General features: G+C 63.9%; 13 protein-coding genes. 1 reads left to right on the forward strand and 12 read right to left on the reverse strand.

The window, feature by feature from the left end; all coding sequences use genetic code 11:
• Positions 1 to 2: 2 nt before the first annotated feature.
• Both LDZ21_RS23945 and LDZ21_RS23950 read right to left on the reverse strand, forming a co-directional pair.
• Positions 3 to 716 (reverse strand): HAD-IA family hydrolase, encoded by a 714-nt coding sequence (locus tag LDZ21_RS23945; protein WP_244797132.1) that lies wholly within the window; start codon positions 714 to 716, stop codon positions 3 to 5.
• A 72-nt stretch (positions 717 to 788) separates the two neighbouring features.
• Positions 789 to 1865: an ABC transporter ATP-binding protein gene (locus tag LDZ21_RS23950; RefSeq protein WP_244797133.1), complete on the reverse strand. Its 1077-nt coding sequence runs from the start codon at positions 1863 to 1865 to the stop codon at positions 789 to 791.
• Between the two features lie 100 nt (positions 1866 to 1965).
• Between LDZ21_RS23950 and LDZ21_RS23955 the strand changes: the two genes are divergently transcribed.
• On the forward strand, positions 1966 to 2937 hold the full coding sequence (locus tag LDZ21_RS23955) for a LysR family transcriptional regulator (RefSeq protein ID WP_244797134.1): 972 nt from the start codon (positions 1966 to 1968) through the stop codon (positions 2935 to 2937).
• On the opposite strand, the gene LDZ21_RS23960 is transcribed toward LDZ21_RS23955, so the two are convergent.
• The 10 genes from LDZ21_RS23960 to LDZ21_RS24005 form a co-directional block, all read right to left on the reverse strand.
• Positions 2851 to 3267, reverse strand: coding sequence for a helix-turn-helix domain-containing protein (locus tag LDZ21_RS23960; protein WP_244797135.1), 417 nt, complete (start codon positions 3265 to 3267; stop codon positions 2851 to 2853). The genes LDZ21_RS23955 and LDZ21_RS23960 overlap by 87 nt on opposite strands.
• Entirely contained in the window at positions 3264 to 4433 is a 1170-nt protein-coding gene (locus LDZ21_RS23965; RefSeq protein ID WP_244797136.1) for an NAD(P)/FAD-dependent oxidoreductase, read from the reverse strand. Before LDZ21_RS23965 ends, LDZ21_RS23960 begins: the two co-directional genes overlap by 4 nt.
• A complete protein-coding gene (locus tag LDZ21_RS23970; protein WP_244797137.1) occupies positions 4430 to 5818 on the reverse strand; it encodes an FAD/NAD(P)-dependent oxidoreductase in 1389 nt (462 codons plus the stop codon). Before LDZ21_RS23970 ends, LDZ21_RS23965 begins: the two co-directional genes overlap by 4 nt.
• Positions 5803 to 6114 (reverse strand): (2Fe-2S)-binding protein, encoded by a 312-nt coding sequence (locus LDZ21_RS23975; RefSeq protein ID WP_244797138.1) that lies wholly within the window; start codon positions 6112 to 6114, stop codon positions 5803 to 5805. The genes LDZ21_RS23970 and LDZ21_RS23975 overlap by 16 nt, the downstream gene beginning before the upstream one ends.
• A complete protein-coding gene (locus tag LDZ21_RS23980) occupies positions 6111 to 7946 on the reverse strand; it encodes an ABC transporter ATP-binding protein (protein ID WP_244797139.1) in 1836 nt (611 codons plus the stop codon). Before LDZ21_RS23980 ends, LDZ21_RS23975 begins: the two co-directional genes overlap by 4 nt.
• The gene (locus LDZ21_RS23985; RefSeq protein ID WP_244797140.1) at positions 7943 to 8875 is read right to left on the reverse strand and encodes an ABC transporter permease; all 933 of its coding nucleotides are present in this window, start codon (positions 8873 to 8875) and stop codon (positions 7943 to 7945) included. The genes LDZ21_RS23980 and LDZ21_RS23985 overlap by 4 nt, the downstream gene beginning before the upstream one ends.
• On the reverse strand, positions 8872 to 9828 hold the full coding sequence (locus LDZ21_RS23990; protein WP_244797141.1) for an ABC transporter permease: 957 nt from the start codon (positions 9826 to 9828) through the stop codon (positions 8872 to 8874). Before LDZ21_RS23990 ends, LDZ21_RS23985 begins: the two co-directional genes overlap by 4 nt.
• Before the next feature lie 79 nt (positions 9829 to 9907).
• Entirely contained in the window at positions 9908 to 11530 is a 1623-nt protein-coding gene (locus LDZ21_RS23995) for an ABC transporter substrate-binding protein (protein ID WP_244797142.1), read from the reverse strand.
• A 90-nt stretch (positions 11531 to 11620) separates the two neighbouring features.
• Positions 11621 to 12895 (reverse strand): NAD(P)/FAD-dependent oxidoreductase, encoded by a 1275-nt coding sequence (locus LDZ21_RS24000; protein ID WP_244797143.1) that lies wholly within the window; start codon positions 12893 to 12895, stop codon positions 11621 to 11623.
• 27 nt (positions 12896 to 12922) lie between these two features.
• Complete coding sequence (locus tag LDZ21_RS24005) at positions 12923 to 13591, reverse strand: haloacid dehalogenase type II (RefSeq protein WP_244797144.1); 669 nt, start codon at positions 13589 to 13591, stop codon at positions 12923 to 12925.
• Positions 13592 to 13787: the final 196 nt, after the last annotated feature.

Consider the following 13787-nt stretch of genomic DNA (forward strand, 5'->3'; position numbering starts at 1 on the left):
CGTCAGGCCGCGGCGCGGACTTCGTCGTCGACGGCATCCGCGAGCGCGGCCAGCGTCGCGAACTTCCACGTCGGTTCGGTGACGGCTTCCGGCACCGGCGTCGCGCCGAAGCCCTTCATGCCCTGACGCCGCTCGATCCAGCACGTCGCGTAACCGAGCTTCGTCGCGATGCCGATGTCGTGATACTGGCTCTGCGCCGTATGCAGAATCTCTTCGAACTTGTAGCCGAACGCGGCCTGGCGTCCGCGGTTATAGGCAAAGAATTGCGGATCGGGCTTCGCGACGCCGGTTTCATCGCAACAGACGGTATCGTCGAACGGATTGCCGAGCGTGTGTGCATACGCCGACAACGCGACGCGATCCGCGTTCGTCATCGCGACGAGACGGAAGTGCTTGCGCAGGCGCTTCAACGCAGCCACCGAGTCTTCGAACGCGGGCCATTCGAGCACGTCGCGCTGGAATGCCGCCGCCGATTGCTCATCGTCCGGAAGACCTAACTTTTTTGCCAGATGCAGATACACGTTCGCCATCTCATGGCTCGAACGGCCGGGATACGTCGAGCGCCCTTCCATGTAGGGCTCGAAAATCTGCTCATCGGTCAGATCACGGGCTTTCGCGCCGCCGAGCCGGCGCACGGAATCCAGCACGCCCTTTTCGAAGTTGATCAGCGTGCCGACGACATCGAACGTCAGAACCTTGAAATCTGTGAGATTCATTGCTTCATCCTCTACGGGTTGCATCGCTAAGTTGACAGTCGAAATCGCCCGTGCACAGGCGGTGAATGGAGATCAGGCCGCGACCACGATCGTGTCTTGCGGATCGAGCGCCACGGTCATCGAGCCGCCCGGCGCGGGAATGCGCTTGCGGGCGTCGTGGCCGCCTGGCTGGCGCAGACTGATCGCGGTGCCGTCGGCGAGGGCCGCGAACACACGCAGGCTTTCGCCCTGATACAGCACTTCCGTCACGCGGCACGACAGGCGGTTCGCATGAGCATGACGATTCTCGGCGTCGATAACGAGCTTCTCCGTCTGCACCGCGAGCAACAGCTTCTGACCGCGCGGCAACGGATGCGCCGTGCGCAGGATCGTGTCGCCGAGCCGCACGGCATCGTCGCCGGCGCGCGTGACGTCGAGCATCGTCGCCTCGCCGATGAAGCTCGCGACGAACGCATCGCAAGGGCGGTCATAAAGACGCTCGGGCGTGTCGATCTGCACGAGCTTGCCGTCTTTCAGCACCGCGACGCGATCGCTCATCGTGAGCGCCTCGCGCTGGTCGTGCGTCACGTTGACGATGGTCGCGCCAAGCTGCCGATGCAGCCTGCGCAATTCGATCTGCATCGTCTCGCGCAATTGTTTGTCAAGTGCGGAGAGCGGTTCGTCCATCAGGATCAGTTGCGGCTCGAAGACGATCGCGCGTGCCAGTGCGACGCGCTGCTTTTGTCCGCCCGAAAGCTGATGGATGCTGCGGCTTTCATAGCCTTTGAGTTCGACCATCGCGAGCGCGTCGGCCACGCGTTTGGCCCATGTCGATTTCGGCTCGCGGCGTGCGCGCAGCGAGAACGCGACGTTCTCGCCCACCGTCATATGCGGGAAGAGCGCGTAGTTCTGAAAGACGATGCCGATGTTCCGCTTGTGCGGCGGCGCGAATGTAATGTCACGCTCGCCGACCCACACGCTGCCCGAAGTCGGCTGGACGAAGCCGCCGAGAATGCCGAGCAGCGTCGTCTTGCCCGAACCCGAAGGCCCGAGCAGCGAGACGAATTCGCCGGGCGCGATGTCGAGCGAGACGTCCTCGAGCGCAGTCACCGCGCCATAGCGCCTCGTGGCGGACCTGATCGACACTCCGGTTTTCGCGCGTGCGTCCATAACGTTCGTCTCGTCCAAAAGAGAGAGGTTGGGAAAATACTAAGCCGCGATGTTTTTGACGGCAATTCCAAAATTGTTGGATCGGGCATAACATGAAGTCATGCCCAACCTTCGAAAGAAACTGCCCAGCGCCAATGCGCTCTTCGTGTTCGAAGCGGCCGCGCGCTGCGGCAACTTCACCCGTGCGGCGCAGGAGCTTTATGTCAGCCAGCCTGCGGTTAGCCGCATGCTCGCACGCATGGAAGACCATATCGGCGTGCGGCTGTTCGAGCGCGTGCGCGGCGGCATCGAACTGACGGAAAGCGGCGAGATTCTTTATCGGAAGATATCGGAGGGTTTCAGCGGCATAGAAAGCGCGATACGCGAAATCGAAGCGCGCGCGACCGGTGTCGAAACCGTGACCTTGTCGGTGTCCACCGGCTTCACCACGCACTGGCTGATGCCGCGCATGAGCCGTCTGAATGAGGCGTTTCCTTCCATCGACTTGCGCTTCCAGTTGATTTCGGGGCGCATAGGCGGGCCGCTCGTCGATGTCGATCTCGGCATGCGCTTCGTGCACGACGAGGAGATCGATGAAAACGCCGTGCTCGTGATGCCCGAAATCCTTCTGCCGGTATGCAACCCGCGTTATCACGAGCTTGCAAAGACGCCGGCGGCGCGCGCGCACGGCGATACGGTCATCGTGATGGACGACGAAGAGCGCGGCTGGCACGAGCGTTTCCACGCGTTCGCGTCCAGGCAACGTCATGCGGCCGGCATGCTGCGCTTTAACGACTATGCGATCGTCGTGCAGGCGGCCTTGCTCGGTCAGGGGCTCGCGCTCGGCTGGCTCAACGTGACATCGCACTGGCTCGCCCAAGGCGCGCTGGTGCCGGCCGAAGAAGAACTGATCGTCACGAGCCGGCGTTGCTGCCTGCTCACGCCGCCGAACCGGCCTGTGAGGCCCATCGTCGCGGACGTGCGTGAATGGATCATTGAGGAAGCATCAAGCGACATGCGCACGGTCGAAAGCACTTACCCGCGCCTGGGCCTGCGCAACGCGCTTCTTCAGACCGGCATCGAACTCGGCTGAACGCGCCTTCTCGCGCGTGCGTTCGATGAACGCGCTCGGCGTCATGCCGCATAAACGCTTGAAATGCCGCGCGAGATGGCTCTGATCGAAGAAGCCCACTTCCGTGGCGACGACCGATCCCGGCACGCCCGCGAGCAACAAGGTCTGCGCGCGGCGCACGCGCAGTTCGCACAGATACTTGTACGGCGATAGCCCGAACTGCTCGCGGAACACGGTCGCGAAGCGCGATACGCTCAGCGCCGACAAATCCGCGAGTTGCGCGAGGCTCACGGTCTTGTCGAAATTGGATTCGATATAGGCGAGTGCATCGACCAGATTGGCTTGGCTCATGGCGAAGTCTCGGAAGTCACCGATTCGGCTTGCGTCGACGATGTACGCTGAAATCGTCTGATGGAGAACGATGAAAGGTCGATGGACGTGCTGCCGGTATCGAGCAACTCGGCAAGCGTTTCGCCGACGCCCGGGCCGATCTGAAAACCCGATCCGCTGAAACCGAATGCGTAGAACAGGCCATCGACTTTGGAACTGGGGCCGATGATCGGCTCCGAATCCGGCAGATAGCTTTCCACGCCGCTCCATACGCGAATCACTTGCAGCGGGCGCATCGCGGGCACCATGCGGACGAACTGCGCCAGCTGCGCGACGGTGTTCTCGGGCAACACGGCTGCGCGGCGCGTGACCGGATCGGCGGGACCGGGCGGGCCGCCGCCCAACACGATATTGCCGCGCGCCACCTGTCTGTAATACACGCTCTCCTTCTTGATCGACGTATAGACGCCCATCGACGTGCTGAACACGTAGGGCACCGGCTCCGTCACGGCCATCTGCGGACCGCGTGCGACGAGCGGCACCGGCTCGCCGGCTTGCGTCGATAGCGTATTGGCCCATGCGCCCGCGCAGATCAGCACTTGTTCGGCGCGATAGATCTCGCCCGTTGCGCTTTCCACGCGAAAGCCGCCCGCTTCCTTTTCGACGCGCACGACTTCCGTGTTTTCCACGATGCGCGCCCCCAGCCGCGATGCCGCGCGTCCGAATGCAGGCGCGGCAAGTCGCGGATTCGCGTGACCATCGAAGGGCGAAACGGATGCCGCGAGCACCTCGCGGCCAAGATGCGGATAACGCCTGAACATCGCTGCGCCATCGAGCACTTCGAGATCGAGGCCATGGTCGCGCGCATCGGCGGCATAGCGATGAAAGTATTCGGCGTCGTGCGCGTGATAGCACACGCGCGTATGACCCGACGGCATGAACTCGACGTCTTCGCCCAGCAATTCGCGCGAACGCCGCCACGTTTCGAGCGCGCGATTCGACATTGCAAGCTGTTCGAGTGCACGCCCTTGCCGGCGCACGCCGCCGAAGTTGACGCCGCTCGCCTGCTGCCCCGTCAAGCCGCGCTCGAGCAGGATCACCGATCGCTCGCGGCGGCGCAGAAAGAAGGCCGTCGTCGTGCCGACGATGCCGCCGCCGATCACGATCACATCGGCGCGTTCGCTCATTCGCTCATCTCCATGTCTGCTTGCGTCGTGATCGCCATCGGCAGCGGTTTGACGGGCGCCTGTCCGCGCAGCCGCCCGACCGCTTCGAGCGGCACGCGTGCTTCCGCGGCGATGACTTCCGCGCCTGCATGGGCACAGAAGCGGCCCTGGCATCGGCCCATGCCGACGCGTGAAAACGCTTTCGCGCGATTCGCCTCCTTCGCGCCCATCTCGTTCACGACGCGCCGCAATTCACCCGCGGTGATCGCTTCGCATCGGCAGACGATGGTGTCGTCCGGCAATGCGGCGGCGAATTGCGCGGGCCACGGAAACGCGGCGCGCAGTCCGGCGGCGAAGCGCGTGAAGCGCTGCAACTGCATGCGCAAGCGGTTAGCTTCGTCCTCGTTGCGGGTGACGCCGGTGTCCTTCAACACGGCCAACGCAGCGAGACGCCCCGCACGTTCGGCTGCATCGGCGCCTCGCACGCGCGCGCCATCGCCCGCGAGATAGACGCCCTTCACGTTGCTGCGGCCGTCTTCGTCGGCGATGGGAAGCCACTGCTGCAACGCGTGATCGAAGCGGAATTCGCAGCCCGCAAGGTCCGCAAGCTGCGTCTCCGGGCGAAGGTGATAGCCGAGCGCAACGGCATCGCATGACACGTGCAGCGCCGCGCCATCGGCCTGCTTCACGCGTACGTTCTGCACGCCGTTCTCCGGCGTTCCTTCGATGGCAACCGGCGTGATGCCGCGATGAACCGGCACGCGCGCATCCTTGAGCACACGCATCAACGCGACGCCTTTCTTCAACGTCGACGGAATCGCGAGCAGTTGCGGCAATGCGCGCACGCGTTGAGCGAACGTCGATGTATCGAGCACTGCGCTGACTGTCGCGCCGGCCTTCACGTATTGCGCAGCGACGAGATACAGCAATGGGCCAGTGCCCATCATCACGACGCGCGAGCCGATTGCGCAGCCCTGCGACTTCAACGCGACCTGTGCGCCGCCGAGGCTATACGTGCCCGCGTGATGCCAGCCGGGAACCGGCATCAGCCGATCCGTCGCGCCGCTGCAAATAATGATCGCATCGAACGCCATCTTGCGATGACGCGTGCCGCTCACCACATGGACCGCGTTCGGTTCGATGTTCCACACGAGCGTGTCCGGCACGTAGTCGATATTCCCGCGCAACGCATCGAAGTCACGGTGCAAGGAATGCGCACGTTCCGCTTCGGTGCCGTAAAGCGCCTCGTAGGTGCGCGTGAATCCCTCGGGCTGCCGGCGATAAATCTGCCCGCCGTCGCGCCGTCCTTCATCGATGACGACCGGACGCAAGCCCGCTTCGACGAGCGCCTGCGCCGCGCGCACGCCCGCCGGTCCCGCACCGATCACGATTACAGTCGCGGCCATAGCCCCTCCCTGTCCGCCAGCCGTGTGACGATCGACATGCCTTCGACCGCTGGCGTCGTGCACGCGCGCACGCGTTCGCCGTCCGCCGTCCACACCCAGCAGTCCTGGCATGCGCCCATCACGCAGAAGCCGGCGCGCCGGCCATCGCCGAATTCGGAATCGCGCAAGGCGTCCTGGGATGTCAGCAGCGCGACCATCAACGTGTCGCCTTCCGCTGCGAGCGCGCTCTGGCCGTCGATGTGAATGGCGAAGGTCTTGCGCCCCTTCTCCGCGACTCTCACGAAACGTCCGCTCATGCCGTCACCGTTTCGAGCGACTGCATGCGCGCAAGGTCATCCGCGCTGTGATGACACAAGATCTGCGCGCCCGATGGCAGCGTCTTCTTCGCGGGCGGCGTCACGTTGCATTTACCGTCGATACGCGCGGCACACCGCGAGCGGAAGCTGCAAAGTTCCTGCGCACCGCTTTCGGGGCCCATTGCGGGCAACGCGGCAAGCGCCGTCGCGCGTCGCGCGTCGAGCCAGCCGGGACGCAACGCCGGAACCGAATCGACGAGCAAGCCCGTGTACGGGTGATACGGCGGATGCGAAAGCGCATCGCGCTGTCCGGCTTCGACGCACTGGCCTGCATACAGCACGATGACGTCGTCGCAGATCGCGCGCACCGTCGATATGTCGTGACTGATGAACATATACGACACGCGCAATTCGCGGCGCAGTTCCGCGAGCAGATCGAGAATCGCGGCGCCGACGACCGTATCGAGCGCGGACGTCACTTCATCGCAGAGAATGAGTTCGGGATTCGCCGCGAGCGCGCGTGCGAGATTCACGCGCTGCTTCTGCCCGCCCGACAAACCGCCCGGCTGACGCTTCGCAATGGATGCGGGCAGCTTCACGAGATCGAGCAATTCGAGCATGCGCTTTTGCGCCGCCGCGCCGCGCAGGCCGTGATAGAAGTTCATCGGCCGCGCGAGAATATCGGCGATGGTGCGGCTCGGGTTCAGCGCCGTATCGGCGTTCTGAAACACGATTTGCACACGGCGATACTGATCCAGCGTGCGCTCCGACAGCTTCGCGGGCAAGGGCTTGCCGTCGAGCAGAACGTCGCCGCGCGCACGATCGACGAGACCCGCGATCACGCGAGCGAGCGTCGTCTTGCCCGATCCCGATTCACCGATCACGCCGAGCGTCGCGCCGCGCGCGATCGTCAGGCTCACGTCATCGAGCACGCGCACGGCCGGAACGCCGTTCGCATCGACGCGGCCATAACCCGCGCTCAGGTTGCGTATCTCCAGCAGCGGCGTTGCCTTCGCTGTTGGCGCTCCGTCGAGTTCGAGTTCAGGACGGCGCGTCGCCGCAAGCAACTGGCGCGTGTAGTCGTCGGCGGGCGCATCGAGCACTTGAGCCGTCGCGCCGTTTTCACGCACGCGTCCGTTATTCAACACGACGATGCGGTCCGCCATCTGCGCGACCACGGCAAGATCATGCGACACGTACACCGCCGTCGTGCCTAGTTCGCGTACCACGCCCTTGAACGCGGCGAGGACTTCGATCTGCGTGGTCACATCGAGCGCGGTGGTCGGTTCATCGAATACGACGACAGCGGGATCGGTGATCATCGCCATCGCCGCCATCAGGCGCTGCAACTGCCCGCCGGATACCTGATGCGGATAACGGTCGCCGATGGTTTCAGGATTCGGCAACGCGAGCGAGCGAAAGAGCCCGACAGCTTTCTGCCGCGCGGCGGCGGGCGTCATCAGCTTGTGGAGCAGCGCGGGCTCGGTCACCTGGTCCATGATCGTGCGCGCCGGGTTGAAGCCCGCCGATGCGCTTTGCGCGACATACGCGACGGTGCGCGCACGCAAGGCGCGGCGGCCCTTTTCATCGAGCGCGAGCACATCGACATCGCCGATTCTCACCGAGCCACCCGCAATCGCGCATCCCGCGCGCGCATGGCCGAGCAGCGCCAGCGCAATCGTCGTCTTGCCCGAACCCGACTCGCCGATCAGCGCGAGCACTTCGCCTTTCTTCACCGTGAAATCGACGCCCTTCACGATCTCGACGACCGCATCGGGCGCGCTGCCCGCGACCACGCGCAAGCCCTTTACTTCGATCATGTCCGTCGTCATTTCGCGCCTCCGTGCGAACGCGCGCCATGACGGCGCAGGCTGTCGATCAGCAGGTTGACGCCGACCGTCAGCGTCGCGATGGCGACCGCCGGCATCAGCACCGCGGGCGCGCCTTCGGAAAGACCGCCGATGTTCTCGCGCACGAGCGAGCCCCAGTCGGCGTTCGGCGGCTGCACGCCGAGGCCGAGAAAGCTCAGGCCCGACAGCAGCAGCACGATGAACACGAAGCGCAGGCCGAAGTCCGCGAGCATCGGATGAATCATGTTGGGCAGCACTTCGACGCGTGCGATATAGAAGAGCTTTTCGCCGCGCGCCTTCGCCACCTGCACGTATTCGAGCGTCATGATGTTGACCGCGAGTGAGCGCGAAATGCGGAACGCGCCGGGGATATAGGCGAGCGCGGCGACGGTCATCAGCATCGGAATGGACGAGCCGAATGCCGCGATCACGACGAGCGCGAGTATCTTGCTCGGGATCGAGATGAGTGCGTCGAAGAGGCGGCTCAGCACTTCATCGACCCATCGGCCCGAGACAGCGGCGACAAGACCGAAGCACGTGCCGATGACGCTCGCCGCAACCGTCGATGCAAGCGCGAGACCGACCGTGTACTGCGTGCCGTACAGGATGCGGCTCAGCATGTCGCGGCCGAGGTAGTCGGTGCCGAGCAGATGCGCCGCGCTATATGACGCGAAGATTTCCGTCGAGGTGAACGCGCCGCCTTTATACGGCGCGATGAGCGGCCCGATGAACGCGACTGCGAGCCAGAACACGACAAGCGCAAGACCGATCAGGCCAAGAACGGAAAAGCGGTGCACGAGGCGGCTGACCGCGCCGCGCCTCGCCGGAGCGGGTGCCTGCTCTTGCGGGGCGTCGGCGGGCGGCTGGTCGTATAGCATGGTGGTGGCGTGGGAAGAGACGTTCCGGTTCATCGTTGACGCAGCCTCGGGTTGGAGACGATCTGGGCCAGATCGGCGATCAGAACGAGCGCGAGATACGCCGCGCAGAACACCATCACGCAGCCCTGCACGAGCGGCATGTCGCGATTGGTGACGGCATCCACCATCAGGCTTGCAAGACCCGGATAGTTGAAGATGGACTCGACGATCACCACGCCGCCGAACAGATACGACAGCGACAGCGCGACCGCATTGGCAATCGGTCCGATGGTGTTCGGCAACACATGCCGCAACACCACGCGCATCGGGGACGCGCCCTTTAGCACGGCCATCTCCACATACGAGGCGTTGAGCTGATCGAGCACCGCCGCCCGCGTCATCCGCGCCATCTGCGCGACGATCACGCAGCAGAGCGTCATCACCGGCATCGCATAGGTACGCACGAGCGCGCCGAACGACGACACATCCGACAGATACGACAGCGCCGGCAGCCAGCGCAGCTTCACCGCGAAGATCAGCACGGCAATGGTCGCGACGAGGAACTCGGGCACCGCGACCGTCGACAACGTGAGGACGTTCAGCGCGCGATCGAGCAGCGAGCCGCGATACATTGCCGACAGAATGCCGATGGTGAGCGCGAGCGGCACGGACACGAGCGCCGTCAGCCCTGCGAGCACGAGCGAATTCGGCAGGCGCGTCGAGATCAGCTCACTGACCGGCAAGTTGTTCGACAGCGACGTGCCGAAGTTGCCCGTCGCCAAATGCGCGAGCCATTGCAAATAGCGCGTGACGGCGGGTTGGTCGAGACCGAACTGATGCCGCAGCGCGGCGACCTGCTCGGGCGTGGCCGCCTGGCCGAGCGCCTGCTGTGCGGCATCGCCCGGCAGGAGGCCGGTGATGCCGAACACGATCATCGACACGATCAGCAGCGTCAGCAGCGCGAGGCCGAGGCGCGCGGCGACGAGTCGTTGCGCGTGAACTTTCATCGGATATCGCCTCTCGTTCGAAGGGTTGATATCGCACGCCGTATCGTGGAAACGGCGCGCGTCCGCTGCTAAAGCACGCTCATGCCTCGAGCCACACGTTCTCCGCGAACATCCAGCCCATCAGGCCCGCGAGCGGAATGCCGCCGAGACCCTTGAGCTTCGCAGTGTGCGCGTCGAGCGAGCTCTGGAACATCGGAATGCCGACGCCGCCATCCTTGTGCACGAGTTCCTGCATGTCGCCGTAGATCTTCTTGCGCTTTGCATCGTCCGGCTCGCCTCGTGCGGCGACCAGCAGTTGATCGAACTGGGCGCTCTTCCAGTTCGCTTCGTTCCACGGCGCGTCGGACTTGAAGAACTGCGTGAAGATGACGTCCGCGCTCGGGCGCGCATTGATGTTGCCGAAGCCGAGCGGATGCTTCATCCAGTGGTTCGACCAGTAGCCGTCCGACGGCACGCGAACGACCTGCAGATTGATGCCGGCCTGTGGCGCCACCTGCTGCATCAGCACGGCCATCTCGACAGAACCTTCCGCCGCCGGCGATGCGTAAAGCTGAATCGGCGCGTTGCCGAGCTTCGCCTTCTGGAAATAGAACTTCGCCTTCTCGGGATCGAACGTGCGCTGCGGCAGGCCCGCCATGTAGTACTTGTTGGTCGGATCGATCGGCTGGTCGTTGCCGATCGCACCGTAGCCGCGGAAGATGGTCTTGCGCATCTGCTCGCGATCCATCAGGTGCATCATGCCGCGCCGGAAGTCCGCGTTGCCGGTGATGCCGCCGTCGTCGCGCATGATGAGATCGGTGTATTGGCCGGTCTTCGTTTCGAGCACCGAGAAGCCCGGCGTCCCCTTGATGCGCTCGGTCGAACGCGCGCTTACCGCGTTGATGAGCTGCACGTCGCCGGACATCAGCGCATTCACGCGCGCCGGTTCATCGGCAATTCCGATCAATTCCACTTCGTCCAGATGCGGCATGCCGGGCTTCCAGTACTTCTCGTTGCGCACGCCCACGGTGCGCACGCCCGGCGAAAATTCCTTGAGCTTGAACGGCCCCGTGCCGACTGCCGTTTTGAAATCGGTCGTGCCGTCCTTGATGATGAGAAAGTGCGAATCCGCGAGGATCACCGGCAAGTCCGCGTTTGCGCCCGTCAGCGTGATCGTCAGCTCGTTCGGACCGGTCGCCTTGATCTCCTTGAACTGATCGGCAAGCGTCTTCGCTTTCGAGCCGACCGCCGGGTCTTTATGGCGCATCAGCGAATAGGCGACGTCCTGCGGCGTGAGGGACTTGCCGTCGTGGAACTGCACGCCGCTGCGCAGCTTCACGACCCACACCGTCGCGTCCTTCGTGTCGAGCGATTCGGCGAGCGCCATCTTCGCGCCGAGGCGGTTATCGAGTTCCGTGAGACCGCTATAGAACATGAAGGCGCGGGCGTAGTCGGTGCCGAGCGCGCCCTTCGCGGGATCGAGCGTATCTGCGGCGGACGACGATTGCGTCGCCACGCGGATGCGGCCGCCCTGCTTCGGCTTGTCTTGCGCGAAGGCTGCACCGCTCGCGGTGAGCAGGCCCGCGCCGGTCATCGACAGCAGCCCGCCCGCGGCCATCGCGCGAAGGACGTTGCGCCGCGACGCGCCACGGCGCGTCAGTTGTTCGAGCCGTTGGCCGGCATCGGCGTGGGCGATTGCTTCAGGCGTTTTGTCGATGCTCATGGACTTCTCCGCGATTGGGGGCTATGAATGTGCGACGGCTTCGTTGTTTGCTGCGGGCCGCCTGTCCTTGATGCCAATGCTTCCGATGCTTCAATAAAACACGTCTTTGATCGAGTAATACGCGCCGACGAGCGGCAGGAACCACGGCTTGCCGGTATGGCCCGGAATCGCGGGCCAGGCAAATTCGCGCCACGGGTTGGCATCGGCATTGCCGTTCATCACGTCGGCCATCACCTGGCCCATGTGCGTCGACATTTGCGTGCCGTGGCCGCTGTAGCCCATCGAGAAATAGATGCCGTCGTGCTGACCCGCACGCGGCAGGCGGTCGGCGGTGATATCGACGAGCCCACCCCAGCAATAGTCGATTCGCACGTTGGCAAGACTCGGGAAAATCGAGGCGAGGTTGCCTTGCAGAATGCGCCCGCTCTTTTCATCCGATGGACGCTCCGATGCGGTGAACCGTGCGCGGCCGCCCAGCAACAGCCGCGAATCGGGCGTGATGCGAAAGTAGTTGTGCATCAGGCGGCTCGTCGTGTACGAGCGGCGGTTCGGCATCAGTTGACTCAAACGATCGGCGGCCAACGGCTCGGTCACGATGATGAACGAGCCGACCGGCGCCATTCTTCGCCGATACCACGAGAACGGACCATGTTTCGACGGGCCCGTTGCGATCAACACCTGCTTCGCGCGAACCGTGCCCCGCGTCGAATCGATCCGATAGGCCCCACCTTCCTTCGCAATCGCCGTTACTTCGGCATGCTCATAAATCCGTGCGCCTTGTCTTGCGGCTGCCTTCGCAAGTCCGGCGGCGAACTTGCCCATATGCATCTGTCCGCCATGACGCTGCAACAGGCCGCCGTAAAAGGCATCGGACTGCACCTCATTGCGGACCTGTTCGCGATCGAGCAAGTCGACGTGCGGATCCACTTCGCGGCGAATCAGTTCGGCGGTCGCCGCGATGTGTTCCAGATGATGCGGCTTTGCGGCCAGCTTCAGCTTGCCGGACGCGAGGTAATCGCAATCGATGTTCTCTTCGCTGATCAGGCGTTCCACGGTGCTCACCGCCGCCGCATACGCGCGATAGCAGCCCTGCGCACGCTCGACGCCGAGTTGCGCACGCAGCGCCGCATAGTCCTGCGCGACGCCCGTGTTGCACTGGCCGCCATTGCGGCCCGACGCGCCGCCGCCGATGCGCCCGGCGTCGAGCACTACGACCGACGCGCCGCGCTTTCGGAGCGCGAGCGCCGCCGACAAACCCGTGAACCCGCCGCCGATCACGGCGACATCGGCCTGACCATCCACCGGGCCTTCGCACGCCGAGGTCATCGCGGGCGCGGTGTCGAGCCAGTAGGAGTCGAGTTTCATCGGCATTGCTCGCTTGAAGGAGTGCGGTTACAGACCGAGCTGGCCGGCGAGCTCGCCGATGGTTTCCACTTCGTAATACTCGTAGTAGGGCGTGCCCGGCTCGTGCCCGCGCTTCACGAAGGCCTTGTGCTTGATGCCCATGTCATGCGCGGTCATCAGGTCGTAACGCAGGCTGGACGACACATGCAGCACGTCTTCCGGATTGCAGTCGAGCTGATCGAACATGTACTCGAAGCCCTGCATGCGCGGCTTGTACGACTGCGCCTGCTGCGCCGTGAACACGCGATGGAACGGCGCACCGAGCATGTCGACGTTGCTTTGAATCTGATCGTTCGATGCGTTCGACAGAATCACCAGCTTGTATTTCTTCGCGAGCCGCGAGAGGCCTTCCGGCACGTCCGGATGCGGGCCCCAGGTCGGCACGGCAAGATAGAACTTCTCGGCTTCGGCTTCGTTGAACTCGACGTTCATCCGCGCACATGCCCGACGCACCGAATTGACGATCACATCGCGATACGGCTTCCACGCCCCGAGCACTTCATCGCGACGATAGCCCGCGAAGAACTTGACGAATTGCTCCAGGTCGTCGCCTTTCAGGCGGTCGGCGTACAGCTCGCGGGTCATATCGGCCATGCGGAACTTCGTCAGCGTGCCGTAGCAGTCGAACGTGATGTACTTCGGCTCGAAATCGATCATGGTTTCAGTCCTGTCGTGTAGTGAACCCGCCCGGAGTTCAGTGGTGGAAACAAGGAACAGCGAACTGTCGAGGAAATTTAAACAAGGCAAAAATGACTGCTGGCGTCGAATGCGTGCCTTGCGACGATACAAGTCATGCGTTTTCAAGCTCCGCGACAGCACAAAATGCGGTGTGCTTTTATGCACGGTCGTGCAA

The organism is Caballeronia grimmiae, from assembly GCF_022879615.1.
In the GTDB taxonomy this organism is placed as follows: Bacteria; Pseudomonadota; Gammaproteobacteria; order Burkholderiales; family Burkholderiaceae; genus Caballeronia; species Caballeronia grimmiae.